At 53.8% G+C, this 25,638-nt stretch carries 27 protein-coding genes and 1 tRNA gene; 13 read left to right on the plus strand and 15 right to left on the minus strand.

The window, feature by feature from the left end:
• Positions 1–3: 3 nt before the first annotated feature.
• Complete coding sequence (locus FS804_RS13690; protein ID WP_246665885.1) at positions 4–267, minus strand: helix-turn-helix domain-containing protein; 264 nt, start codon at positions 265–267, stop codon at positions 4–6.
• A 291-nt stretch (positions 268–558) separates the two neighbouring features.
• On the opposite strand from FS804_RS13690, the gene FS804_RS13695 reads away from it, so the two are divergent.
• The 3 genes from FS804_RS13695 to FS804_RS13705 all read left to right on the plus strand — a co-directional run bounded on the left by FS804_RS13695 (position 559) and on the right by FS804_RS13705 (position 1,941).
• Positions 559–1,116: a hypothetical protein gene (locus FS804_RS13695; protein ID WP_144577102.1), complete on the plus strand. Its 558-nt coding sequence runs from the start codon at positions 559–561 to the stop codon at positions 1,114–1,116.
• Positions 1,117–1,127: 11 nt separating this feature from the next.
• Positions 1,128–1,475: a hypothetical protein gene (locus FS804_RS13700; RefSeq protein WP_144577103.1), complete on the plus strand. Its 348-nt coding sequence runs from the start codon at positions 1,128–1,130 to the stop codon at positions 1,473–1,475.
• Between the two features lie 97 nt (positions 1,476–1,572).
• Entirely contained in the window at positions 1,573–1,941 is a 369-nt protein-coding gene (locus tag FS804_RS13705) for a YbhB/YbcL family Raf kinase inhibitor-like protein (RefSeq protein WP_246665886.1), read from the plus strand.
• A gap of 265 nt (positions 1,942–2,206) precedes the next feature.
• Here the strand turns inward: FS804_RS13705 and drt3b are convergent, their stop codons facing one another.
• Positions 2,207–4,174, minus strand: coding sequence for an antiviral reverse transcriptase Drt3b (drt3b, locus tag FS804_RS13710; RefSeq protein ID WP_186376804.1), 1,968 nt, complete (start codon positions 4,172–4,174; stop codon positions 2,207–2,209).
• Positions 4,167–5,402, minus strand: a complete 1,236-nt coding sequence (gene drt3a / locus FS804_RS13715) for an antiviral reverse transcriptase Drt3a (protein WP_144577105.1) — start codon at positions 5,400–5,402, stop codon at positions 4,167–4,169. The genes drt3b and drt3a overlap by 8 nt, the downstream gene beginning before the upstream one ends.
• 276 nt (positions 5,403–5,678) lie before the next feature.
• On the opposite strand from drt3a, the gene FS804_RS13720 reads away from it, so the two are divergent.
• A complete protein-coding gene (locus FS804_RS13720) occupies positions 5,679–6,311 on the plus strand; it encodes a recombinase family protein (RefSeq protein ID WP_144577106.1) in 633 nt (210 codons plus the stop codon).
• On the opposite strand, the gene FS804_RS13725 is transcribed toward FS804_RS13720, so the two are convergent.
• The 3 genes from FS804_RS13725 to FS804_RS13735 all read right to left on the minus strand — a co-directional run bounded on the left by FS804_RS13725 (position 6,261) and on the right by FS804_RS13735 (position 8,943).
• A complete protein-coding gene (locus tag FS804_RS13725) occupies positions 6,261–7,067 on the minus strand; it encodes a hypothetical protein (protein ID WP_144577107.1) in 807 nt (268 codons plus the stop codon). The two genes, FS804_RS13720 and FS804_RS13725, sit on opposite strands and share 51 nt — an antisense overlap.
• Before the next feature lie 395 nt (positions 7,068–7,462).
• On the minus strand, positions 7,463–8,788 hold the full coding sequence (locus FS804_RS13730) for a DUF6538 domain-containing protein (RefSeq protein WP_144577108.1): 1,326 nt from the start codon (positions 8,786–8,788) through the stop codon (positions 7,463–7,465).
• 78 nt (positions 8,789–8,866) lie between these two features.
• Positions 8,867–8,943, minus strand: a tRNA-Arg gene (locus FS804_RS13735).
• Between the two features lie 518 nt (positions 8,944–9,461).
• Between FS804_RS13735 and FS804_RS13740 the strand changes: the two genes are divergently transcribed.
• Both FS804_RS13740 and FS804_RS13745 read left to right on the plus strand, forming a co-directional pair.
• A complete protein-coding gene (locus FS804_RS13740) occupies positions 9,462–9,968 on the plus strand; it encodes a MarR family winged helix-turn-helix transcriptional regulator (RefSeq protein WP_063950783.1) in 507 nt (168 codons plus the stop codon).
• 174 nt (positions 9,969–10,142) lie between these two features.
• Positions 10,143–10,406 (plus strand): hypothetical protein, encoded by a 264-nt coding sequence (locus tag FS804_RS13745; protein ID WP_063950782.1) that lies wholly within the window; start codon positions 10,143–10,145, stop codon positions 10,404–10,406.
• Positions 10,407–10,454: 48 nt separating this feature from the next.
• On the opposite strand, the gene FS804_RS13750 is transcribed toward FS804_RS13745, so the two are convergent.
• Together FS804_RS13750 and FS804_RS13755 are read right to left on the minus strand one after the other, a co-directional pair.
• Positions 10,455–10,937 carry a hypothetical protein gene (locus FS804_RS13750; RefSeq protein ID WP_144577109.1) on the minus strand — a complete coding sequence of 161 codons (483 nt, stop codon included), beginning with the start codon at positions 10,935–10,937 and terminating at the stop codon, positions 10,455–10,457.
• A 70-nt stretch (positions 10,938–11,007) separates the two neighbouring features.
• The gene (locus tag FS804_RS13755) at positions 11,008–12,015 is read right to left on the minus strand and encodes a LysR family transcriptional regulator (RefSeq protein WP_063950780.1); all 1,008 of its coding nucleotides are present in this window, start codon (positions 12,013–12,015) and stop codon (positions 11,008–11,010) included.
• A 252-nt stretch (positions 12,016–12,267) separates the two neighbouring features.
• Here FS804_RS13755 and chvE point away from each other — a divergent pair, with 252 nt between their 5' ends.
• The 4 genes from chvE (at position 12,268) to araD1 (ending at position 17,269) form a co-directional block, all read left to right on the plus strand.
• Positions 12,268–13,332, plus strand: coding sequence for a sugar ABC transporter substrate-binding protein ChvE (gene chvE / locus FS804_RS13765; protein WP_063950779.1), 1,065 nt, complete (start codon positions 12,268–12,270; stop codon positions 13,330–13,332).
• A gap of 90 nt (positions 13,333–13,422) precedes the next feature.
• A complete protein-coding gene (gene gguA / locus FS804_RS13770) occupies positions 13,423–14,961 on the plus strand; it encodes a sugar ABC transporter ATP-binding protein GguA (protein ID WP_063950778.1) in 1,539 nt (512 codons plus the stop codon).
• The gene (gguB, locus tag FS804_RS13775; RefSeq protein WP_063950777.1) at positions 14,958–16,154 is read left to right on the plus strand and encodes a sugar ABC transporter permease GguB; all 1,197 of its coding nucleotides are present in this window, start codon (positions 14,958–14,960) and stop codon (positions 16,152–16,154) included. The genes gguA and gguB overlap by 4 nt, the downstream gene beginning before the upstream one ends.
• Before the next feature lie 119 nt (positions 16,155–16,273).
• Positions 16,274–17,269 (plus strand): 2-keto-3-deoxy-L-arabinonate dehydratase AraD1, encoded by a 996-nt coding sequence (gene araD1, locus FS804_RS13780; protein WP_144577110.1) that lies wholly within the window; start codon positions 16,274–16,276, stop codon positions 17,267–17,269.
• A gap of 205 nt (positions 17,270–17,474) precedes the next feature.
• On the opposite strand, the gene FS804_RS13785 is transcribed toward araD1, so the two are convergent.
• The 7 genes from FS804_RS13785 to FS804_RS13815 form a co-directional block, all read right to left on the minus strand.
• Entirely contained in the window at positions 17,475–18,110 is a 636-nt protein-coding gene (locus tag FS804_RS13785) for a histidine phosphatase family protein (protein WP_144577111.1), read from the minus strand.
• A gap of 30 nt (positions 18,111–18,140) precedes the next feature.
• On the minus strand, positions 18,141–18,548 hold the full coding sequence (locus FS804_RS13790) for a VOC family protein (protein WP_144577112.1): 408 nt from the start codon (positions 18,546–18,548) through the stop codon (positions 18,141–18,143).
• Between the two features lie 54 nt (positions 18,549–18,602).
• Positions 18,603–19,061 carry a GNAT family N-acetyltransferase gene (locus FS804_RS13795; RefSeq protein WP_063950773.1) on the minus strand — a complete coding sequence of 153 codons (459 nt, stop codon included), beginning with the start codon at positions 19,059–19,061 and terminating at the stop codon, positions 18,603–18,605.
• A 115-nt stretch (positions 19,062–19,176) separates the two neighbouring features.
• Positions 19,177–19,773: a bifunctional 2-polyprenyl-6-hydroxyphenol methylase/3-demethylubiquinol 3-O-methyltransferase UbiG gene (locus tag FS804_RS13800; protein ID WP_144577113.1), complete on the minus strand. Its 597-nt coding sequence runs from the start codon at positions 19,771–19,773 to the stop codon at positions 19,177–19,179.
• A 4-nt stretch (positions 19,774–19,777) separates the two neighbouring features.
• Complete coding sequence (locus FS804_RS13805) at positions 19,778–20,599, minus strand: transglutaminase family protein (protein WP_144577114.1); 822 nt, start codon at positions 20,597–20,599, stop codon at positions 19,778–19,780.
• A 21-nt stretch (positions 20,600–20,620) separates the two neighbouring features.
• Entirely contained in the window at positions 20,621–21,562 is a 942-nt protein-coding gene (locus FS804_RS13810; RefSeq protein ID WP_063950770.1) for an alpha-E domain-containing protein, read from the minus strand.
• 3 nt (positions 21,563–21,565) lie between these two features.
• Positions 21,566–22,975 (minus strand): circularly permuted type 2 ATP-grasp protein, encoded by a 1,410-nt coding sequence (locus FS804_RS13815; protein WP_063950769.1) that lies wholly within the window; start codon positions 22,973–22,975, stop codon positions 21,566–21,568.
• Between the two features lie 437 nt (positions 22,976–23,412).
• On the opposite strand from FS804_RS13815, the gene FS804_RS13820 reads away from it, so the two are divergent.
• The 3 genes from FS804_RS13820 (at position 23,413) to FS804_RS13830 (ending at position 25,634) form a co-directional block, all read left to right on the plus strand.
• Positions 23,413–24,309, plus strand: coding sequence for a DMT family transporter (locus tag FS804_RS13820; protein ID WP_144577115.1), 897 nt, complete (start codon positions 23,413–23,415; stop codon positions 24,307–24,309).
• Between the two features lie 78 nt (positions 24,310–24,387).
• Positions 24,388–25,005, plus strand: a complete 618-nt coding sequence (locus FS804_RS13825) for a L,D-transpeptidase (RefSeq protein WP_063950767.1) — start codon at positions 24,388–24,390, stop codon at positions 25,003–25,005.
• A gap of 239 nt (positions 25,006–25,244) precedes the next feature.
• Positions 25,245–25,634, plus strand: a complete 390-nt coding sequence (locus FS804_RS13830) for a DoxX family protein (protein WP_063950766.1) — start codon at positions 25,245–25,247, stop codon at positions 25,632–25,634.
• Positions 25,635–25,638: the final 4 nt, after the last annotated feature.

Raw genomic sequence — 25,638 nt, forward strand, 5'->3', positions numbered from 1 at the left:
GAGCTATTTGGTTTTCCGGCCACGAGGAAGCGTCGTGATCGATTTTTCCTCGCCTTCTGCAATATCTTCGAAGAGCTCGGACACCTTGCATCCGAGCGCAATGGCGAGCTTCTCCACAGTCTTGATTGTCGGGTTCTTTGCCCCTCGCTCGACGTAGCCCACGTATGACCGCTCTACGCCTGACGTAAGCGCGAGCTCATCCTGTGAGATCTGCTTTGCAACCCGAATTCGGCGAAGATTGAGCGCGAAGATTTCTTGAATATCCATGGTCGTAAAAAACCACCTTGGCATTCTCCGCACCACGTTATATTAAACGTGGTTATATAAGACTCTAAATCTGTAGTTATCTGATTTCGTTCCGGACTCAGGTGACATTTGGCGTCTTAAGGGTTGGGGTAAAGGGATAAAATTTGATCAGGAAATTATCGAGCATCTGCTTGGTTGCGGTTGCACTGGCGGGCTGTGAGCAGAAGGTTTCAGCCACCGTCTATTTGCGAGACGTTCAACAGCTTCTTTCATCAACGGTACCGGCTGAAATGCCTGTCGAAATCAAAATCGATGTGCATCGAGCAGGAATGCCAAAAGCCATCCGGTCAAAAGATTCTAGAGGCCGTAGCAGCTCATTTTGAGACGGCTACTTTGCTTGGGTGCGAGAAAATCTCCGGAAGCATGAATGGCCGTATGTCAATCAAGGCAACCACACGATTGGCTGCCCCTGAGGGTGAAGACGCTCCGATCAAATATCTGATCGAGCTTCAGGCCAGCAGAAGACCTGATGAGAATGTTGATCCTTTGTCGCTGCGGTTCGATCCGCAGAAATACGCGGAACTTCAGGATGATCTGAAAAGGATCAGCATGATGTCCAACATCAAGCTCTCCGACACGCGGGTTTCAATTACGGTCAACAACGACACTGGCGCTCGCGTACCGCTGTTCTTCATGCCCGGCTCTTTCGTAGATGGTGAAGCCATTGACACTACGAAGGACCGCGCTCTTCAGCTTCGCGAAGAAGCGATCATAGGGCTTGGCGATGTGAAAACGGCCTTTCTCGGAAAGAACGGCTGGGCGTTCCTGCTGGGCTGGAAACACCAAAATCAACAAACACAATCAAACTAAGGAATTTAGACATGCAGAAAGCAGGTGGAATTATCGGTCTCGTTGCGGGCATCTTCGGTGTCATCGCGGCTTTGGCAACATTGTTGATTGGCGGTATCGGTGCAGGACTCGAAGCTGAAGGCGCATCCACGGTTGTCGGTCTTGGATGGGGTGGTGTTGCCTTCTCGTTCCTGACCATCGTGCTCGGAGCAGTCGCGATGGGTGCCAAAACGAAAACTCCTGGAATGCTCCTCATGCTGTGTGCCGTCGTAGGAGCCGTTCTCGGGGGCATGCTTGTAGCGATTTGCATGGTGCTCGCGTTCATCGGCGGTTTGCTGGCAACGTTCGGCACCAAGAAAGCCGTTGTCGCTGCGGGTTGATGTAATCACATTTTCACCGCGTAATTAATCAAATTTAAGTTGCATTACATGGGCGACACACTAGGCTGAAACAGCAAATCTATATTGGGGAATTTCAATGCGCATTCTTTTAGGATTAGTACTTTCTCTGGCGTTATCGGGAACCGCCTTCGCAGGAATGAAAGCTTCGTTCGAGTGGGGGCCTACCGGAAAATGCTTTGACAGCAAATCGCCGCCATTCAAAGTTTCTGGCGTACCTGCTGGAACGAACAAGCTTTCGTTTCTGATGAAGGATTTGGACGCACCGGACTTTTATCATGGTGGCGGGAAAGTCGACTACACTGGGCAAGCGGATATCCCTTACGGCGCATTCCGTTACAAAGGACCATGCCCGCCAACTAAACACCGTTACACGTTCACGGTGAAGGCGCTGGATGCAAAAGGGAAAGAACTAGCGAGCGCGAGCGCGGCAAAGTCCTTTCCGTAGGAGAATAGCCTACTTGTGAGCGAGTTTTAGGCGGCCAGTCGGTCGCCTTTATTTTGCTTTGTGTTAGAAAAAAGCGGAAGCCATCTCACGCGTGGCGTGTGTGCGACAAACGAACCTCGCCTGCCGCTCAGGGCGTTTGTTTTGAAGCGACCAATTACCCACTTCAAAACCAAACGGCTGTCAAATCTGCTCCACTCGTCGGCTTTCTTTCACCTTGATAGGGGCAGTATAGCGGTATTGACGGCTTCCGATTTTGCATAACCGATTAATATACCGCGCTCAACTCTTTCTTTCTGATCATTGCCATCATATCAAGTGTCTCCCACTGAACAAACCAAGGCTTATCTCTAAGCTCCGCTAGATCGATGTCCAACTCGGCATTAGTCCTTTTGGGCAAACCGCAAATCTTGCGGATTTCAGTCAAAATTTTCCTGCGCAACTTAGTGCTCAAGTATGGGCAGGACAGCACGTCCAAAGCCAATTGAGCGTCATGAGCGGAACGCTTGACATTTACACAGCCGTTGAGAATTTTCCCTATCTTTTCTTCTATCTGATTTCGGAGGCCGGAGAAATTATCCTTTTCTTTAATGTAGTATAGGCAAGATATTATCGAGAAATACTCAATATGATCGACGCTAATCACATTGTCGATCAGCCATTTTTCATTCACAGAATTATAATTACCTAGTTCAGATGAGGCGATTAATACATTTAATAGCTCAATGGGCACCTTTGATCTTGGTGATGAACGCTTTAAGTAGCTGCTGCTCTTTATGAATTCGTTGACCCACATTTGAATTTGGGTAGCAATTTTCTTGAGATGGGAAGGATGTTTTTCACTGATAAATCTAGAAGAAAGCACAATCGCCCGGCTTACATTGTAAGACGAAGCCACCGTTGGATTAACAGTGTAAAAAAAGAAAACCAGTTCCATCAACGCGGAGATGCTGTCGGGATACAGGTCGATCAAGCCACTATCGTGATTAATCGCTTCGTCGAAATCGCGTATAAGCCGTTCAACTCTCTTGCATAAGCTTGAGATGACATAATTCGCAACCATGTCATAGTTCGCATCTTCCTCGAAGCAACCGCTTTTTATGGAAGAGATGAACGATTTCACGAACGCGCCGGGGCGCAAGATCCTCTTGGGAAGCAAAAGATTCTGACCACCAAGTTCCACGATTGTCTCGAAAAGGCGAGCAAGTCGGTTTCTCGTCGCGTTGACGATATGTGATTTCGGCGTCAAAAATGGCCGACTGAAATGCTGGAGCTTTTGATTATTTAAATGAAGGTTAAACTGCGATAAGCAGTGTGACACAATGCCTATTAACTTTTGTTTTTGGACGTCTGTGTTGCAGAATATAATATAATCGTCAACGTATCGTTTGCAAGAAAAGTCTCTTCCGAATATAATTCCTTCATTTTTGGCCTCTTGAATTATATCGACATCTACTTTCTGCAAAATTATTTCTGCAAAAATGCGGCTTATCTCCGGGCCTATACAAATGCCGTTTGTCTCACTGTAGTTTGAGCTTTGCATTAGCTTGTCAAATTCGTTTCCGAATGAGGAGGCGGCTGTATTTTTTTTGGAGTTTTCCGGATCTTTGATGGCCCAGCTAACGCTATGCGTATATATGCTGTCAAAGCACTTGGATATGTCCATCAGCGCCATTAGCGGGAAGCGCTTCTCAAGTCGTACGAACGCGCCCGAACCGTAAAATTTATACAGACGGTCGAACCCAGAATACGCAAAGTATGAGGCGGGGTTTCGGACAAACTTATCCAGATCTGCCGTGTCAATTTTGTTGTTACGATATTTATTGGCATCGGCGATAGGTGTCGAAAAAAAGAAAGTACTTCCGACCTTGCTTGGAAACCTAATAGAAAAAGGGCTGCGGGAGGCAAAGTGACAGATAAGGGAGTCATACTTTTTATAAAATTTCGCCATCTCGAATTGCGACGCCGGATGAATAAGACTGAGGCGTCTCACTGAAATTTCATCTTTAGTTATAGTATACCTATAAGGTATTGTGTAGTTTTCCTTGTTATTCGTAATAAGCTCGCTGATAAGCGAAAAATTACTTGAATTAAAGCTATCTATGTTCGTCAAATTATTGTAGAAACCATCATTCGAGACGATGAGGGGCGCCTCGTAGGGCGACGTGTCAGTCAAGATGCTTCGGATAAAATCTCCGCGGCGCAGATTTCCTTTAATATATTTGAACTTACTCATATTTCCAACAATCGATAATTTCAGACAGCCGCGTAGAGTTGAAGTGGTAGTGTGTTTTCGACTGGAAGGACGAAGAAAAGCTGTATTTAAGTAGCTGCCGTCGCAGATCTGGAGTAAGTCTAGCATGGAGTCGCCGGCAAACGTTGCCGCTTCTGGAAAGAAGCATGCCTTTCAAAAAACGGTCTAGTTCAGGAAGACCAACTGAGGTTTCCATTGTTATCTGGTTATAGTTATAATATATTCCAACTTTTCGTCTAAAGCTTTTAACGTGATCATAGATGTGATAGTTGCCAGTTATAATACGTATTCGATCTTCTAAATCTCGGAAAGATCCTCCATTTAGATAGTCTACTATTGATAAAACTATCCTGCTCTTGATTTTCGAGATCTTGTTTTTCGCAATATCGACACTGACTTTTCTCATCCACTTGTTGTGTTCTTTATACCTTTTGGAGACAGAAAATTGATACCCTAAAAACTCAAGTGACCCATCCTCGGAAATGTCAGCTGCCTTTTCACGAAAAGGGAATTTTCTCGTCTTCACCGGGTGCAATATTAGGCCCGGCGGCAGGAGGCTGGCGACCGATTTTAGGAAATCTACCTCCTCCGGTTTGCCAAAGCGCAGTATAACCATGTCATCTACATATCGGGCGAAATAGTATGCTCCCGGCAGATTTGCCACTCCGCGATCAAAATCTCGCATAGCATATTCCGACAATGTCGCACTTATTGAGAGGCCGGGTGGCAAACCGGAAATACTCTGAGACCGTAATGATTCTGAGAATGATTTCCACACCGAGTAAGATGCAGCAGGTAGGCTCGAGTCGGCACACAAGAGGCTATCGATATATGCTCTGTCTAATGACGGATAAAAGTTCTTAATGTCGATTCTGTAAACATCAAAATCTTCTCCTTCGCCCAATAAACAGATCAGTGATTTGACGATGTCATCTCTGTTGGCTTGCCTGACTTTTGTTATTACTCTCAGATTTCGAGATAGTTTACGAAGTACAAGTTCCTTAGGAAGCGAGCCGTGCTGGTACAGGTCTCGTCCTTTCACGTTTGATCGTTCCAAAAGCAGCCGGCTAAAACCATCCGCTGCGTAACCTTCTGCTGACGCAACGATTTCAGCACGTGCTCCCTGATCGATGAGTTCAGGCATGGAGCGGAAGTCTTCGCGGGAAAATTCTCTATTCAGGCTCTCTCTGCTAAAGCTAAAATCATACATTTGGATAAGCTATCTTGAGTTGTGTCGGGTAGTCATATCACCCAAAACTGCGCAGATAAAGTTTCAATAGTCGAAGGGATGGTGCGGCAACGCATGTGTCGTGGACACCGAGATTGGTGATATAGTTTGTTTGGAGATCTACTACCTCTGTGATGTGCTGCCCAAGAAGGTATACCTCAATCGAACCGTCCGCATTCTGGTTCGATAATTCACTTATTGAAACTTAAATCGAACTGAGTATTATAGAACCATATTAAACGAACTGTGGTGCTATAAATGTTTGTCCGAGCCTACCTCAGAGCCTCAACGAAAGAACAGGATGCGAACCGCGCAAAAACGGATTTGCTTTCTTTCGCAAAAGAGCGAGGTCTGAAGATCGCTGCATCCTACGTTGAGAACGAGAGCGGAGCATCTTTGCAGAGGCCCGAGCTATTCAGGCTGCTTTCTGATTCCCAGCCGGGAGACATTTTGCTCATTGAACAGGTAGACCGCTTAAGCCGCCTCAATTCTGAGGATTGGGAAAAGCTGAAAAATGAAATCAGAAGCCGGCAGGTGAGAGTTGTTGCTCTGGACCTGCCGACTTCATGGTCGTTGATGTCATCAAACGCTGACGAATTCACCATGCGGATGAGTGAAGCCATCAACAGCATGATGTTGGATATGATCGCCGCTATTGCTCGTAAGGACTACGAGGACCGGAGACGTCGTCAAATGCAAGGAATTGCAAAAGCGAAGGGTGCCGGTCTCTACAAGGGCCGCCCTGCAAACGATGCGAGAAACGCTGCCATCCTAAAAATGCTTGCCAGCGGTCAGAGCTGGAACAGCATTGTGGCTGCCACAGGTTGCTCTCGATCCACTCTATCGAGATTGAATAAGACTCGACCTTTGACGACCGACAGGACCATATAACACTGGCGCACCGCCCGTTTTCGATGAGCGATTCCTTTTTCCCGAAAACGAAGTGTTTTTTGTTTTCCCAGCGGACTTTTGCTTATTACGCTGTGATTGCGCTTTGGCCACACGCAAATCCCAATCTGCTGGCCGAATGTGTCCGATCATCAACTCAGGATGCATCGTTGCCCATTTATAGCGATCACGGCGTGGTATGAAACCAGCCTTCTTTCTCGCTGCCTTGCCAAGACACCGAGCCGCGCTCGCTCGCGGGCCGTGGACAAGACCTTGGTATTTACGATATTTTTCCAAGTTCAATCTTTTCGAAGCAAAAGGATTTACACCCTTTACAAGATAGTTTGCCAAAACCTTGTCATTGTAAATGTTGATGGGTCTTACATCTATCTGTCTTTTTTTGATACAACCAACATATTTTGGAATCCATTTTTCAAGCTTTTCATATAAATCTAAGATGAAATCATCTTCAATATTAATAGCCCAATGAACATGCAAATTCGAATGCGGTTTTTCAAATACATAAACCCAAGGATTTAAATAAGAAGTCTTACCAGACTTCTTACGCTTCGCGCGTATCCATCCACTATATAACTCTCTAATCTTTTGAAATTTTTTATAAGCATTCTTATAATCATAGAAATTTATGGTAATAAGAACATTCAACGGCTTTCCAATAAATTTAGAAAAATCAAATGCATGCAAGATATTTGAAGCAGTGTTATAATTTAGATATTCAGTATAAATTCTTTTTTTCATGCGTATTCTAACTCAGTTCCTTTCAATAAATTTTCACGTAATGATAACCATAAACTAGATTTAAAAATCAATGGAGAGTCACCCACGCTGGTCTCTCCATATCGAATTCTTTGTATAGTCTTCTGTATTCTTCGTTTATAAGGTGGTACTCGTCTTTTAACCCATTTTTATAGGCGTACTCCCCAATTTCTTTCAGCGCTTCGAGTACGGCTTCGGGTTTTGTCGGCTGCAATATAAAAAATCCTTTCTATTTCTACGCGATAATAAGATCGCTATGTTAATATGAATATTTCACAAACAGAAAAAGCTCGAGTGAAATCATCCCGAGCCATGTTATTGTCAAAATTTTCGATGTTGTACAATTTTACTAGACGATTTTCAGAAAATTGTCAATATCAACTGAAGTCGGTTTCGAGTTCGTTCATTGCCGCAAGGCGCGCTTTCAAACTGAAGCCTTTCCCATATTCTGGTGACATGCCCGGTGTTTGATGACCCATCAAGCAATCTTGGAGTTCCGAACCAATATTATGCTCACGGAGTCTATCCTTGAATAAGTGTCGAAGTCCGTTCGCTGTACATTGGCCTTGTTCATCAAGGTTGTTTTGCTTCAGAAATTTGTTGATTGTAGCAGATGCGCTCTCATAGCCAGTCGGACCCGAATATCGCGAGAAACCCGCGGGGCAATTTTTGAATGCCGTTAAAGCGAGACCTACGAGAGGGATTGTGCGCTCGCGGAAATCGGTCTTCAGTGTGCGGTTGGCGTTAGGTCTGATTAGTATGTGCGGGATATCCGCATCAAGCCTTATGTCCAAAGGATCGAGACCGCATAACTCTTTGAAGCCGCAACCAGTGTCGATCAAGGCAAAAACCAAGTTACTGGCTTGGTCGTTCAGTCCTGCGAGTGCGCCAGCCTTTAACAAATGATCTCTCACGAAGCCTACAGAAAAGGCCACGCGTTTGGTACGCTTTTCCTTAAACTTCATTTCGTCGAAAGGAGTCTGACGCGAATTTTTTTTCACGCCCTTCGAGCCAAGATAAGTTTTTATCAGAGTTCTCAGAGCTACGAGGCGCTTGTTGGCGGTATTCGCTTTTATCTTCTGGTCTGCAATTCGGGATTTTAGGACGCTCTCGTACGTTTTTGCGTCGTTATCCGTAAGGCTTCCTAGTAGCTTGTCCTCTTTAAGGTGATCAACAAGATCCTTGCATGCCAACTTAAGGGGCGCGACTTTTTTCTTTTGATCGCGAATGTTCAGATCGACAAGGTTATGTGCTTGTTCGCGCTCGTAGCAGCTAACGAGTTCGGATATCCGCACATCGGTCGTGCCGGCGTTAAAATATGATTTGAATATTTCTGGCGTTGCGCGCGAGGTGTTTTTCCACTGGGCGTGGGCGGCAAGGATTTCGGCGGAATCGCTCAAAAGCTGTTTGAGCGGGCGCAGTTCTCGTCCTTGTGCTTTCGCTAGAGTGGCTGACTCGTCAAACGTGATAGATTCCCTGATGGATTTCCCGCGACTTAAGTCGAGCATCATTTTGTCGACGGCATTTTTTGCAGCTTCGAAGTTTTCTAGGGCTGTCTTGAAATCAGTCGTTTTAAGGGAAAATTTGAATTCCCGTTTCCCAGCTAGATCACGATATTTCTCAGGGATTGCCCTTCGAAAAACGTAAACTCCGCTCTTTTCATTCCGGTAGAGGTTTGCAAGCTCCTTCGTTATTTTTCTCAATTTGTACCTTTCTTTGTACTATGTAGGTCATGAAATCACCTGATGTGCCAATAAAAACAATATGTTAGTTGAGTAAAATGGCGCACCCGACAGGATTCGAACCTGTGACCTTTGGAATCGGAATCCAACACTCTATCCAGCTGAGCTACGGGTGCAGCGGTCACGCTTGAATCGCGTGCAGCGGTTGGTTCATACCCTAGCTTGGTGTCGGCATCAATGTCTAAAAATCGAAGATTTACGAAAGCTGATCGGATTTCCGGTGCGGCCAGTCGGGGACGTGGTTCTTGGGCATCTGGCGTGCGGACCGCCGGGTGCCAAGATGGGTCATTTGACGTATTGTCTTTTCGACGGAGCTTCTCATTCTCCTATAAGTAGTATCTTATGGGGGAAATTTGCGGGTTCGGCTTTTTCCTGCCGTCGGGTGATTGCAATCACTGAAATGCCTTTGCGCGCCGACCCAGAGGCATTTTTTGCTCTTGTAAATTAGCTTATAAATAGTCATACTTTTCTTGTCGGCGAGCGCGTGAATTCCGCTTACGTTTTTCGGTAGCGGGCATTAACTGTCAAATTATTCTACAATATTAGTATCATCTACATTTATTAGGGATACAGTTTTGCGGCGTTGTCGGCTATAGTTCGGGCAATGCGAGAGGCGAATCAGGCGGGGGATCGGATGGCTTTGCGACTGGCACATAGCAACGGGCCGCAGATGGAAAAGGCCGAGCGCGGCAGCTCCGGCGACGCGGCGATGACGGGAATTGACTACGGCTTGCTGACGACGGCGATCAGTTATCACTTGAGACACTCTCAACTTGCCGTGGCAAATGATTTTGCCGAGGTGCTGGCCGGGCACGGTTTGCGACCCGCCGATTTTTCCGTTCTGGTCATCGTCGGCGGTAATCCGGGCCTCAAGCAGAGCGATGTTGCTGAAGCCCTTGGCATCCAGCGAGCAAATTTCGTCGCGATCGTCGACAGCATGGAAGAAAAGGGCCTGCTTGTCCGCCGCAAGTCGGAAGAGGACAGGCGCGTTCATTTCCTTGACATGACCGAGGAAGGCAGCGACTTGCTCGACCGCCTTTCCGACAGCTGGCGCGACCGTGAAGAAAAGCTGATCGACCGGATCGGTGGCAAAAAAGCACGCGATCAACTCCTGTCCCTGCTGGGGCGTCTGCGCGACTGACCGTTGCCGCTCAATCATCGCTTCCGAGCCTTCTCTTCACGGCAGCCTGATCGGCTGGGGTTCGAATTGCGTTGCAATTTTCCTCTGAAACCGCCAAGACGCATGCGCATCTCGACTTCTGAAGGGAGATCGGGGTGCTGACTGATCGACGGGAAAGGTCCGGGACGGAGCGCCATGCTGAATATCGATACGAGTCATCCGCTTTACCGGCCGCTGTGGGTCCGGTTGCTCATCGTTGGCTTCTGCGCCGCATGGGCAATCATCGAATTCGTCAATCGCGAGTTTTTCTGGGGGACCATCGTTGCCGGCATCGGCGCCTACGCCGCTTACGAACTGTTGGTGAAATTCAAGCCGGCAAATGCCAGCGCGAAAAGCGCCGACGTTGCCGACGTTCCCGCGGTCGACAGCACGCCAGCCGATAAAAACGACGCCGGTTGAGGCGTCCCTTTCCTTCGTCTAATACCTCTTGCTTCAGCACGGCCGATTTTACCTGAAATGCTCGCGCGTTCGTAACATGCGGATGGCCTGATCGATCAGCAGATTGGCCGCAGTCATGCGCTGCGTTGCATTGTGCCGGAACTGCGGTTTTACCCGGTCGGGGTGGTTAAGGCGGGCAAAGGCACGACGCTTTTCCGCAAGCGTGGCAGCCGTGTCGGTGTCCTGAATGGCGAGTTCCGCGGAGACGTCCGCCAGCGAGGTTTTTTCAAGATGCGCCGGCATGGCCTCAGGCTCCGGCTGCGGTGTTGGCCCCGGCGGCGGTGCGGGCTCCGCCAGGAAGGCGAAGTAGGCATCGAGATTCCCGTTTTTTTCCGGTGGCGCCTCGCTATGGGTATCGATGACAAAGCCCGAGCTGAAGCCGGCGATACGATGGCCGGCAGGCGGTCGCTGATCCAGGCTTTCGTCCCGTTCTTCTTTCTCCTGCTTCAGCCGTTCAACGACCGACTGAAAGACGGATTGTCCGAAGAGCATGCGGCTTTCCTGTGCCGGTTGGATGATGCGGCTTGTTTAGCGCATGAAAATGGTGCCGGGCTTGCAGCCATCAAAGGCCCGTCAGCTTCCGGCTCTCATCCAGCACCAGATCGTAAAGCAGACGGGCGCTGGGCGGCAGGACCCTGCCTTTGGTGGTGATGATGCTATAGGGCTTCACCACAAGTTCGAAATCCGTCGGCAGGATGCGGGTTCGGCCGATATCGGCCTGCTGGCCGGCCACGAACTCCGCCATGTCCTGCGCAATGGGCGCGATGGCATCCGTGTTGCAGACCAAAGCGAGCGTCAGTACGACGGAGGGTGTGTTGATGACGTTGCGCGGCATGGCGACGCCATGGGTCAGGAACACATCCTCCATGGTTCTGCGCAACAGCGCGCCCGGCGGTTGGAACACCCAGTCATAGGCGGAGAGGTCCTGCAGGGTCACGGGCTCGCCGCGCAACAGCAGTGGATGGTCCTGGCGCACCACCAGACAGGCCCGCTCGATGCCGATTTCGTGGATGGAGAAAAGGCTCGGATCGAAATCATCGGGGATACGGCCGATGATAAAATCGTGCCGGGCCGCCAGTAATTCGCGAGCCAGCACGTTGCTGCTTTCCACCTGAACGTTGATTTCAATGCCGGGATAGGTATCCATTGCGCGCCTTATGGCGGGAACCACAAGGCTGATCGCCGGTGCGGTGACAGCGCCGATGAAGACGGAGCCGCCGCTTCCCGATTTCATCTGGTTGAGTTCGCGGCTCGCTTCGCGCAGTTCCAGAAGGATGGTGCGGGCCCGACGCGCCAGCGCCTCGCCGAATTTCGTCAGCACCACGCCGCGCGAGGCTCTCTGACAAAGGGGTGATTTGACGATCGCTTCCATTTCCGCGAGCATGCGCGAGGCGGCGGGCTGGGTCATGTTCATGGCGGCGGCAGCCGCGCTGACCTGACCGTGCTCCTCTATCATGACCAGCATGCGCAGGTGGCTCATCTTCAATCCAGCCCGCAGAAGAGGGTTGTCTTCGAAGACAAAAAGGGCGTCCGTCGTTTGCGCCTGCTCATACACTCTTTGGTTGCTCATTCGCAGTTTATACCCCTCATCGGTTTTTGTATCGATTTAATATATCAAAATTGATATATGGAAACCGATATATTCTATTTGACAGTTATATGGATTCAGAACAATTTGCGGAATGCCGGGGAGGAGCGGCAGCTGTTCCGTTTCGCATGTGCGAAAAGGAACGAGCGCAATGCGGCTTCTTCCTCTGACGGCATGAATTTCATGGTGCACCGCAGCAGCGGGCGCCATAGAAGGGCTCAAGGGAGAGAGTTTATGAAGTCCATTATTTCGCTGATGGCAGCTTGTGCCATCGGTGCTGCTTCTTTCGCAGCGCCGGTTTTCGCACAGGACAAGGGTTCTGTCGGTATCGCAATGCCGACCAAATCGTCCGCACGCTGGATCGACGACGGCAACAACATCGTAAAGCAGCTTCAGGAAGCCGGTTACACCACCGACCTGCAGTATGCTGACGACGATATTCCGAACCAGCTTTCCCAGATCGAAAACATGGTTACCAAGGGCGTCAAGGTCCTCGTGATCGCATCGATCGATGGCACCACGCTGTCGGACGTTCTGAAGCAGGCTGGACAGCAGGGCATCAAGGTCATCGCTTATGACCGCCTGATCCGCAACAGCGGCGACGTCAGCTACTACGCCACCTTCGACAACTTCCAGGTTGGCGTTCTGCAGGCGACTTCGATCGTTGACAAGCTTGGTCTGAAGGACGGCAAGGGTCCGTTCAACATCGAACTGTTCGGCGGCTCCCCGGACGACAACAACGCCTTCTTCTTCTATGATGGCGCAATGTCGGTTCTCCAGCCTTACATCGACAGCGGCAAGCTGGTCGTGAAGTCCGGCCAGACCGGCATGGACAAGGTCGGCACGCTGCGCTGGGATCCGGCAACGGCCCAGGCCCGCATGGATAACCTTCTCTCGGCCTACTACACCGATGCCAAGGTTGACGCCGTTCTGTCGCCTTACGACGGTCTGTCCATCGGCATCATCTCCTCGCTCAAGGGCGTTGGTTATGGCACGAAGGAGCAGCCGCTGCCGGTCGTTTCCGGTCAGGACGCTGAGGTTCCTTCCGTGAAGTCGATCATTGCCGGCGAGCAGTACTCCACCATCTTCAAGGACACCCGCGAACTCGCCAAGGTGACCGTGAACATGGTCAACGCTGTCATGGAAGGCAAGGAACCGGAAGTGAACGACACCAAGACCTATGAAAATGGCGTCAAGGTCGTTCCGTCCTACCTCCTGAAGCCTGTTGCCGTGACCAAGGAGAACTACAAGCAGGTTCTCGTCGATGGCGGTTACTACAAGGAAGACCAGCTGAAATAAGCTGAAGACACATGCGGGGATGGCTTGGCGTCATCCCCGTTTTTCCATAAAAATAAAAACGCCTGAACTAATCGGGCGCTGGATTGCGATATGGCCAATACCATTCTCGAAATGCGGAACATCACCAAGACGTTTCCGGGCGTGAAAGCGCTTGAGAACGTTAACCTCAAGGTGAAAGAGGGTGAGATCCACGCACTCGTCGGTGAGAACGGCGCGGGAAAGTCGACCTTGATGAAGGTCCTTTCCGGTGTTTACCCCGCCGGCTCTTATGAGGGCGAAATCCATTATGAAGGCGCCGTCAGAAACTTTCGCGCCATCAACGACAGCGAAGATATTGGTATCATCATCATTCACCAGGAGCTGGCGCTCGTGCCGCTTCTGTCGATTGCGGAAAACATCTTCCTTGGAAACGAAGTCGCCTCGAACGGCGTCATCAGCTGGCAGCAGACCTTCAACCGGACCCGCGAACTCCTGAAGAAGGTGGGTCTGAAGGAATCGCCGGAGACGCTGATCACGGATATCGGCGTGGGCAAGCAGCAGCTGGTCGAAATCGCCAAGGCGCTGTCGAAGAGCGTGAAGCTGCTCATCCTCGACGAGCCGACGGCATCGCTCAACGAAAGCGATTCCGAGGCGCTGCTGAACCTGCTGATGGAATTCCGCAAGCAGGGCATGACGTCGATCATCATCACCCACAAGCTGAACGAAGTGCGCAAGGTGGCCGACCAGATCACCGTGCTGCGTGACGGCATGACCGTGAAGACGCTCGACTGTCACAAGGAAGAAATCAGTGAGGATGTGATCATCCGCAACATGGTGGGACGCGATCTCGAGGATCGTTATCCGCCGCGCGACGTGCCGATCGGCGAGACCATTCTCGAAGTGAAGAACTGGAATGCCTATCACCAGCAGCATCGTGACCGCCAGGTTCTGCACGACATCAACATTACCGTGCGCAAGGGCGAAGTCGTCGGTATCGCCGGCCTGATGGGCGCAGGGCGCACCGAATTTGCGATGAGCGTGTTCGGCAAGTCCTACGGCCACAAGATCAGCGGCGACGTCTTGCTCCACGGCAAGCCGGTGGATGTGAGCACCGTGCGCAAGGCGATCGATGCAGGTCTCGCCTATGTGACGGAAGACCGCAAACATCTTGGTCTCGTGCTCAACGACAATATCCTGCACAACACCACGCTGGCCAATCTCGCCGGCGTCTCGAATGCCAGCGTCATCGACGATATCAAGGAAATGAAGGTGGCGAGCGATTTCCGCACGCGCCTGCGCATCCGGTCTTCGGGCATTTTCCAGGAAACAGTCAACCTCTCGGGCGGCAACCAGCAGAAGGTCGTGCTGTCCAAGTGGCTGTTCTCCAATCCTGACGTGCTGATCCTCGATGAACCGACCCGCGGTATCGATGTCGGCGCGAAATACGAAATCTACACCATCATCAACCAGCTCGCTGCCGAAGGTAAAGGCGTTCTGATGATCTCATCGGAAATGCCCGAACTGCTCGGCAATTGCGACCGCATCTACGTCATGAACGAAGGCCGCATCGTCGCTGAATTGCCGAAGGCAGAGGCGAGCCAGGAAAGCATCATGCGCGCTATCATGCGCTCAGGGGAGAAGAACTCATGAGTTCGGCAAACACCACAAACGAAGAAAGTAACGTCATCTCGGTCGGGTCGTATATTCGCTCCAACATCCGCGAATACGGCATGCTGATCGCGCTCGTCGCCATCATGGTTTTCTTCCAGTTCTACACCGGCGGTATCCTGTTCCGCCCTGTGAACCTGACCAACCTCATCCTGCAGAACTCCTTCATCGTCATCATGGCGCTGGGCATGCTGCTGGTCATCGTGGCGGGGCATATCGACCTTTCGGTCGGCTCCATCGTTGCCTTCGTCGGCGCGATCGCGGCCATATTGACAGTGCAATGGGGCATGAACCCATTTCTGGCGGCGCTGATTTGCCTCGTCATTGGCGGTATCATCGGTGCTGCCCAGGGTTACTGGATCGCCTATCACCGCATTCCGTCCTTCATCGTGACGCTGGCGGGCATGCTGGTGTTCCGCGGCCTCACGCTCTTCGTGCTCGGCGGCAAGAATATCGGCCCGTTCCCGACCGATTTCCAGATCATCAGCACCGGGTTCCTGCCCGATATCGGCGGCATCGAAGGTTTGAACACGACCTCGATGATCCTGACCGTGCTTATCCCCGTCGTGCTCTTCTATCTCGCTTGGCGCCGCCGCGTCGTGAATGTGAAGCACGGCATCGATGTCGAACCTTTTGGCTTCTTCGTCGTCCAGCATCTGGTCATCGCTGCTGCCATCCTCTTCCTCGGCTATCAGCTTTCCACCTATCGCGGTCTGCCCAACGTGCTGATCGTGATGCTGGTGCTGATCGCGCTCTACAGCTTCGTGACGCGCCGCACGACCATTGGCCGCCGCGTCTACGCCATGGGCGGTAACGAGAAGGCGACCAAGCTTTCCGGTATCAATACCGAACGCCTGAGCTTCCTGACTTTCGTCAACATGGGCGTGCTTGCCGGTCTCGCCGGTATGATCATCGCGACCCGCCTCAACTCGGCAACGCCGAAGGCCGGCGTGGGCTTCGAGCTTGACGTGATCGCGGCCTGCTTCATCGGCGGCGCTTCGGCATCCGGCGGCGTTGGCAAGATCACCGGTGCGGTCATCGGCGCCTTCATCATGGGCGTGATGAATAACGGCATGTCGATCGTCGGCCTCGGCATCGACTTCCAGCAGATGGTCAAGGGCCTCGTGCTGCTCGCCGCCGTGTTCTTCGACGTCTACAACAAGAACAAGGGCTGATCGGCTCACCCCTATCGCAGTCCAAAAAGTGGCCGGTTTCCGGCCACTTTCATAAGATGCAGGCGCATTGCGCCGCGTAGAAGAGATAAAGGCGCTTGGCGCCGGAGGAAGGAAATCCCGTGCTCATTTCACAGATCAAAGATGCCAGTGGCAACATCATCGTAGCGGTTCGCGAAGAAGGCGGAGAGGCACGCGCAGTCAAGGGCGCAGCGTCCGTTTATGCGCTTGCCATGGAGGCCGCCAATGGCGGCAAGAACCTCGCCGACGTCATTTCGGCGCACGGTCTGGGTGATGCCGTCGATCTTGAAAAGGCTTACGCCGAAGGTCGCTTCCTGCCGCCGATCACCCACCCCGATCCGGCGCATCTGCATCTGGCCGGCACCGGCCTCACCCATCTCGGTTCGGCCGCAACCCGCGACAGCATGCACAAGAAGACCACGGAAGCGGCGGAAGAAAGCCTGACGGACTCCATGAAGATGTTCCGCATGGGGCTCGAAAACGGCAAGCCGAAGGCCGGTGAAAAGGGCGTGCAGCCTGAGTGGTTCTACAAGGGCAACGGCCATGTGGCGGCAGCACCGGGTGCGGCGCTCACCTCGCCATCCTTCGCGCTCGATGGCGGCGAAGAACCTGAGATGGCGGGTATCTACGTCATTTCGGACAAGGGTGAAGCGGTGCGTATCGGTTTTGCCGTGTCGAACGAGTTTTCCGATCACGTCACCGAGCGGATCAACTATCTTTACCTTGCCCATTCCAAGCTGCGTCCGGCGAGTTTCGGCCCCGAAATCCGCGTCGGCGCACCGCCGTCCGATATTCGTGGTACCTCGCGCATTCGTCGCGGCGACAAGGTCATCTTCGAAAAGCCGTTCGTTTCGGGTGAGGACAACATGTCCCACACCTTCGCGAACCTCGAATATCACCACTTCAAATACGGCCTGTTCCGTGCGCCTGGCGATGTTCATGTGCACATGTTCGGCACGGCAACGCTTTCCTTCGCCGAAGGTATCAAGCCGGAAGAGGGCGACGTGTTTGAGATCGAGGCCGCCGGTTTCGGCCTGCCGCTGAAGAACCCGCTGGCGGTCGATGCGGAAGAAGAGATCGTGGTCCGCCAGATCTGATCTAAGGGCAATCTTTGGGAATGATAGAGGGAGCAATTGCTTCCTCTATTCGTCATACCGGCCTTGAGCCGGTATCCAGCCAGCCCGAGTTTTTGGGCTGAAAAGAGTCTTTTCTCCGCGCAGACGCGCGTTGGCTGGTTTCCGGCTCAAGGCCGGAATAACGCAGGTCATATTGTCTGCGTCGACTGATCACGAGCAAATGTCGCTATCGCGAGGCAAGATCCTGCAGATGCGAAACATTCGCCAGTGAAACGACGGCGCGGTTTTGCCAGTAATCGTCTTCCTTCAAATGGGTGATGCTGCCGGAGCGCGCCGGGAAGCTGACATAACCTGCGCCGTCGATCGGCATCTTGATCCATGCCGCGATGACGAAGGTCAGGGCAAAACCATGGGTCACGATGATCTGCGTGGGACAGGGCCGCGCGATGATCATGTCCACGGCCCGATAGACCCTTTCGGCAAATTCGCGTCGTGTCTCCCCATCGGCAATGCCGCCGCGATGGTCAAGGCGATTATGATGCGGTGCTGGGATTTGACGCTCATCAAGCCATTGCTGCGGCATGCCTTCGGCCTCGCCGTAACTCATTTCCCTGAGGTCGCGCATGGTCTCCATTGGCTGCCCGAAGCGTTCCGCGATGATTTCTGCGGTCTGCGTGGCACGAAGCAGGTCGGAGCTGACGATTTCCACGGGTTCGCCGCCGACCAGCATCGCCAGCCTTTCCGCCGCCGCCTCCGCATCGTTCCTGCCATGTGGAGTCAGTCCGGTATCATACCAGCCGCCGACCCGGTTCTCGATATGGTGGACCGACTGAGGGTGAGTTACGACATAGATATTCTTCACGGTATCCTGTTTCTTTGCGGCCAGTCCTATTCAAAATCCCCAGAGCTTGCCTTCTCCCACTTCCACAGAGTTCCCGGAGGGATCGCGGATATAAACCGAATAGCTGTCATTCGGCCAACGGTGATAGTGCTCGACGGGAATTTTGAGCGTTTCGAAGTGCGCTTTCCAGCCGTCTACCTCCGTTTTGTCCCTTGCGTAAAAGCAGAAGTGGCCTGCACCGGCCGTGCCATGGCGGGGAATGGGGTTGTCGGGATCGGCCTTGCGCGACTTCTCTGGGTCGAAAACCAGCAGTACCTGCTGCCCGCATCTGAAAAAGACGAAGCTTCCGGGCACCTTGCCGATGATCTCCAGCCCAAAGACATCGCGGTAGAAAGCCTCGGCGGCTTCGAGATCATTCACATAGATCGCGGTTTCCATGATGGCTTTCGGCGGTCGCATGGTTCCTCCTATGGTTCAGACGCGGTGACGAATGGTGGGAAAGGGCCGGCCGCGTCAGGTCTTGTAGGTCAGCACGGTCAGATCGTGCTGGCCGACGCCCCCTTCGAGGATGCTCCAGCCGCAGTTGATGTAATACTCCTCAAGCCCTGCCTCGCAGCAGAGGTAGGCCGTGTCGTAACCGAGTTCGGCGGCCCTCTTTGTTGCGGTCTGCATCAGGGCGCGCGCCACGCCTGAGCGGCGGCGGCCTTCCTCCACCCAGAGCGCGGCGACCCAGGGAAGATATTGCGGGCGTTCCTCGAGATCGGAATGAATGAGAAAGGCGGAGCCGACATAGGCGTCTCCATCATGGGCGACAAAGCCGGTGGGGAGGGCGTAAGGATTGGTCATCTCTTTGAGGTGCTCGATGACATCGTCCACCTTGAGGCCGCTACCCTGCCACCAGGCCGTCCAGACCCTTTCTGCTATGATGGGTCCATGCGACAGGCAGTCGCGATAGTCGGAAATGCTGTACAACGCCGTCTCCCGGCCGGTTTGTCCCAAAAGGGTAAACCGGATCATGCCTTCAATTGAGAACGGCGATTAAAACGGGTGCAGCACCTTTTTGCAACCGTCAACTTGTGGCGGTTGGTCAGCGCTTTTTGGCCGTGACATGCAGCCAGTCTGTCGGCAGCTTGTCGTAACCGCTTCCCTGTCGGGCTTCGATCTCTACGCCCGTCCAGTCATATCGCCCATAAAGCTCCTCCAGCCATGAGCTCGATGGATAATTGTAATAGCGGCCGAACGTATCGCGCCCTTCAGCCTCCCCGGCCTTGAAGCTCGCGTAAAAGATCCCGCCCGGTTTCAGCGCGGTGTGGATGCGGCCGATGATGCCCGGCAGGGCAGGGCGGGGCACGTGCAGCAGGCAGGCATTGGCCCAGATGCCATGATAGCGCCCGACCTCATCGAGATCTTCGAACAGCAACGTTCTGACAGGAATGCCGAGCCGGGTTTCCGCCGCTTTGGCGATGTCGGGCGTTCCATCGGTCGGGTGCACATCGAAACCGGCTGCCAGCATGTATTCGCTGTCCTGCCCGCCGCCGCATCCTAGCTCGAGGATGCTGGCGCCCGTTTGCAACTGCGACAGGAATGTCTCCAGATGCGGGCGGTCTGCCACCTGTCCGCGTGTGGTATAGGCGGTTGCGTTGTCCGTGTAGAAAACGATGGTATCGTCGTCCTTGGCAACCATGATATCAGCTTTGCGACTGGCTCTGGCTCTGCGATTGTTGCACGGTCACGGAGACGCTGAGCGTCTCACCGGCCGGGCCAATGCGCATGCCCGATATCGGCGCGCAATCGCGATAGCAAAGGCCGGACGCGATGCGGACATAACGGTCGTCGGGGCAGATATTGTTGGCGGCGTCGAAGCCGACCCATCCGAGGCCCTGTAGGTGCACCTCGGCCCAGGCGTGGGTGGCGGTCTGTTCCTCGACCTCGTCCATCATCAGATAACCGGACACATAGCGCGCTGGCAGGCCCATCTGACGGGCGGCGGAAATGAGAATATGGGCGTGGTCCTGGCAGACGCCCTTGCCGGCTTCCAGCGCCGCTTCGGCCGTGGTTTCGATATCGGTCGCGCCGGGCACATATTCCACCTTGCCGTGGATGGTCTCCATGAGATTGTGGAGGCGGGCAAGCTCGCTTTCGCCGGCACTCACCTTCACCAGTTCGCGCACCAGTTTTCCGGGTTTGGTACGCGGCGTTTCCCGCAGGAAAAGCCATAGCGGCGCGCTGCCGATGTGGTAACCGAACACGCCTGCCTTATCCTGCGTGCTGACAGTGCCGGTCGCCACCACCTTCACCCGCTTTTGCGGCCCTTCGGTTTCCACCAGTGCGACGCGATTGCCGAAATGGTCGTCATAGGTCACTTCCACGGTCGCACCATCGACGGAGACATCCCAGTCCTCCACCGTCTGGCTTGAGCCGGTCTGCGGTGTCAGGCGCAGCCGCTGCAACGCATAGGGCATCGGCTCGTCATAGACATAGTCCGTCGTATGGGTGATTTTCAGACGCATCAGCTGTCCCCGTCCACGCGCTTATTGATAGAAGCGGTAGCCTTCCGTTATTTCCTGTCCCAGTTGGCCGTTGCGGTGCACGAACCTTTCCAGGAACTCATGCAGCCCCTCGTCCATCACCCTGGCGATGGTGGTCGTGCGCAGGCTGTCGCGAATGCTCTCGGCCGTATCGTGCGCCTTGTGCCTCTCGCTGTAGTCGTCGGCGATGTAGTTGAGGTTGCTGGCGATCTTTTCGTAACAATAGGCGAGCGAACGCGGCATGCGGCCGTTGAGGATGAGAAAGTCGGCGATATTGGCCGGCTTGTATTCCGCATCATAGACCCAGCCATAGGAACGGTGGGCCGAGACCGAGCGCAGGATGGATTCCCATTGCGCATTGTCGAGCGACGAGCCCACATGCGCCACGGCCGGCAGCAGCACGTAATATTTGACGTCGAGGATGCGCGCCGTGTTGTCCGCCCGCTCGATGAAGGTGCCGATGCGGGAGAAATTATAGAGATCGTTGCGCAGCATGGAGCCATGGAAGGCGCCGCGCACCAGACCGGCGCGATGTTTGATCACATCAATGGTCTGCGGCAGCTCTGCGTGGCTGAGCTTGCGGCCGAGGATGTTTTTCAGCTCGATCCAGAATTCGTTGGTGGCTTCCCACGTCTCGCGCGTCAGTGCCGTGCGCACCATGCGCGCGTTGTTGCGGCCCGCTTCGATGCAGGACATGACGCTCGACGGGTTGGCCTTGTCCCGCAAGAGGTAATCGATCGCATTGGCCGTCGTCACCTTCTCATGTGTTTCGAGAAAAGCTTCGTGAACGCCCGCGCTCTGCAACACGCCGTCCCAGTCCTCGTCGCCGCTGCCCGAGCGCGTCAGGGAAACGCGCAGGCCCGCATCGATCAGCCGGGCGATGTTTTCAGCGCGCTCGATATACCGGAACATCCAGTAGAGCCCGTTTGCCGTTCTGCCCAGCATGGCTTAGTCCTCCAGTACCCACGTATCCTTGGTGCCGCCGCCCTGGCTGGAATTGACCACCAGCGAACCCTTCTTCAGGGCAACGCGGGTCAGGCCGCCGGGGATGATCTGCACCTTGTCCGAAACAAGCACGTAGGGGCGCAGGTCGACATGGCGCGGCGCAATACCGTTTTTCACCATGATCGGCACGGTGGAGAGCGACAGCGTCGGCTGCGCAATGTAATTCGAAGGGCGCGCCCGCAGCTTGTCGGCAAACAGCGCGCGCTCGCGTTTCGTCGCGGTCGGGCCGACCAGCATGCCGTAACCGCCTGAACCGTGGACCTCCTTGACGACGAGTTCGGCGAGGTTGTCGAGAACGTATTTCAGGCTGTCGGGCTCGGAACAGCGCCAGGTTGGCACGTTTTCCAGGAGCGGCTTGCGGCCGGTATAAAATTCGACGATCTCGGGCATGTAGGAATAGATCGCCTTGTCGTCGGAAATGCCGGTGCCGGGGGCATTGGCGATGGTGATGTTGCCGGCGCGATAGACATCCATGATGCCGGGAACGCCAAGCGCCGAATCCGGCCGGAACGTCAACGGGTCGAGGAAGTCGTCGTCGACGCGGCGGTAGAGAACGTCGATCGCCTCATAACCGCGTGTCGTTCGCATCTTGACCTTGCCGTCCATGACACGCAGGTCGGAACCTTCCACCAGCTCCACACCCATCATGTCGGCGAGGAACGAGTGCTCGTAATAGGCGGAATTGTAGATGCCGGGGGTCAGTACCGCGACGCGTGGTCTGCCGGTGCAGCCGGGCGGGGCCAGTGAAGCAAGCGACTGTCGCAGCAGATAGGGATAATCCTCCACCCGCCGCACGCGGTTTTCGTGGAAGAGTTCCGGGAACATCTGCATCATCGTTTCGCGGTTTTCCAGCATGTAGCTGACACCTGACGGCGTGCGGGCATTGTCTTCCAGAACGTAGAACTGGTCTTCGCCGGTGCGGACGATATCGGTGCCAACGATATGGGTGTAAACGCCTCCGGGCGGCGTGAAACCGATCATTTCCGGCAGGAAGGCTTCGTTCTTCTCGATGATCTCCCGGGGAATGCGACCGGCGCGGATGATTTCCTGCTTGTGGTAGATATCATCGAGGAAAGCATTGAGGGCGAGAACCCGCTGTTCGATGCCCTGGGCCAGTTTGCGCCACTCACGGCCGGAGATGATGCGTGGAATGATATCGAAGGGTATCAGTTTTTCTGAACTGTCGGCGTGGCCATAGACCGCGAAAGTAATACCGGTTTTTCGGAAGATGTTTTCAGCGTCTTTTGACTTCTGGATCAGGTGCGCCCTGTCCTGCCGGCTGTACCATTCGTTGTAGTTTTCATATGGGCTTCGCGGCGTGTCGTCCGCATTTATCATTTCGTCAAATGCCAACTTCGATGTCCCCTTTTTTGCCATATGAATACAACGGGAAATGCAATGCAAGAACTATGCGGGGCTGCCCTAGAAGATTTTTCGTCACTCTAGAGTTTTAAAAAAGAAGCGTTTTTTTAGCTTCAGCCTATAAATGCGGCATAGACAAATTCGTTGCGTGAAAGGAAGCGGCGATCGCGGTGACAAAGCTGTGTGTGCCGTGTGCGAATGCATAAAATTTGGTCGGTCGCTTTTGTCTGATTGATCTCGAAGGTCGCATCAGAAAATCTGAAAGATGGGATGACGAAAACACCTTTGACCTTTTGCCGCGTTGCTTATACCGCCATGATGAACCACGGCTCGATCATTCGCCGGCCTGCATAATCGAAAATTCTTGTACGCCGCCTGTCCCGCACCACTTCCGGTTATGGCCACGACGCGGCTGAGGGGGAGTTACCATGTCGCTCGACCGTCTGGCCCCGGCCATCTTCGTCTTTCTCTGGTCGACCGGCTGGGTCACCGCGAAATATGCCGTCTATTATACCGGGCCACTGACCTTCCTCTGTCTGCGGTATCTCTTTGCCGGGCTGCTGCTGTGGTTCATCTGCTGGGTCTCTTCCATTCCATGGCCGCGGACATTGACGGAGGTCTTTCGGGCAATCCTGTCCGGTGTCTTCCTGCACGGCCTTTACCTTGGAATGATCTGGTGGGCGATTGGCCAGGGTGTTCCGGCGGCGATCGGCGGGATCATTGCCGGGCTGCAGCCGTTGATGACGGCAGTCGCCGCCCGCTTCATGATCGCCGAAAAAATCTCGCCGATGCAACGCGCGGGCCTGGTCATCGGTTTTGCCGGCATTACCATAGCGGTTCTGCCAAAGGTCATGGCGGGTGGTTCGACGGGCCTGTCGGTGCCGCTCTACGCCGTGGCGGTCAATGTGCTGGGCATGACATCGGTCACATTCGCAACGCTCTATCAGAAGAAATATGTCCAGGGCGGAAACATCATGGCGATTGCTACGCTGCAATATGTCGGGGCGCTGCTGGTGACGGTGCCGTTTGCCCTGCTTTTGGAGGATGGCCACATAGACTGGAGCTTTGGTCTTGCAGCGACGCTTGCCTGGTCGGTGGGTGCCATATCCATCGGTGCGGTTGCGCTGCTTCTTTATTTGATACGGCGTGGGCAGGTCTCGCGCGCCGCCTCGCTGATCTATCTCGTACCACCGCTTGCGGCGGTGGAAGCAGCCCTTCTGTTTGGAGAAACCCTGACACCGGCCATGATCGCCGGCACGGTCCTTGCGGTCACCGGGGTCTACCTGACCAACCGCAAACCGTCGGGGACGGTTGCAGCGCGTTAATTCCCACAACCTCATATTAGAGGTTTGTTAACCATAAAATTATACCTCTCGTTAATCACATGATTTGCCGGGGGTTACATGTCAATTTCACGTCGTGGTGTTCTGTTCGGATTACCGCTGTTTCTGGCTGGTTGCGCGCATACCGGGATGGGTGAGCAAAGGCTTAATTATGCGGCGAAGCCGGAAGAGAAATTTCCGCTGCCCGCCATGCACCTCGACAAGGTCAAGCCGGAGCTGCGCCGTCAGGAAGTGGCGTACGAGACGCACCACCCGGCTGGCACCGTCGTGGTCGACACACCGGCGCGTCGGCTTTATTATGTTCTGGGTGACGGGCGCGCCATGCGCTATGGCGTCGGCGTTGGCCGACAGGGGCTCGCGCTCAAGGGTGATGCCTATATCGGCCGCAAGGCGGAATGGCCGTCCTGGACGCCGACTGCCAACATGATGCGCCGCGATCCACGCAATCTCAAATTCGCAGCCGGCATGCCCGGTGGCCCGAACAATCCGCTCGGGGCACGTGCGCTTTATCTTTATCGCGGCGGCAACGACACCATGTTCCGCCTGCATGGCACCAACCAGCCGCAGTCCATCGGCCATGCCATGTCGAGCGGCTGCATCCGCATGCTGAACCATGATATCATCGACCTCTATAGCCGCGTGCCCGTGGGCTCGAAGGTGGTTGTGCTGCAGGCCTGATCAGGGGCGGATTTTCCGCCCTCGCGATCAGAAAAAATGTCTGAAGCTCTGAGTTGATTTTTCGGACTGCAAGTAAGTTTTCTATGGTCAAATCAACTATTTGTAGAAAATCGGGGTTTGCGTATTTTAGGTAGTTCTGCAATATCGGAAACGTGATTTCCGCTATGCCAGAGGTGTATCCATAAACGTGCCATCGCGTCGTCGACGGCGCTTCACCACTTCAACGGGGACACATTAAAATGGCAATGTTCGACTCTCTCTCGCGTTATCGCCCGCAGGCGCTCGGCGCGCTGCGCATCATGACAGCGCTGCTTTTCATTTCGCACGGAACGCAGAAGCTGTTCGGTTTTCCGGCATCGCAGATGGAGGGCTCTCTGCCGACCATGCTGCTGGTGGCGGCACTTCTGGAATTCGTCGGCGGCATTCTGGTGCTGATCGGCCTTTTCACGCGTCCGGTCGCCTTCATCCTGTCCGGCCAGATGGCGGTCGCCTATTTCATCGCACATGGGCCGAAGAGCTTCTTCCCAGCGCTCAACGGCGGCGATGCGGCTATCCTGTTCTGCTTCATCTTCCTTTATCTTTTTGCGGCCGGTCCGGGCGCTTTCTCCGTGGATGAACGCCGGGCCTGATCGC

It is taken from the genome of Agrobacterium sp. DE0009 (genome assembly GCF_007680755.1).
GTDB classification, from domain to species: domain Bacteria; phylum Pseudomonadota; class Alphaproteobacteria; order Rhizobiales; family Rhizobiaceae; genus Agrobacterium; species Agrobacterium tumefaciens_B.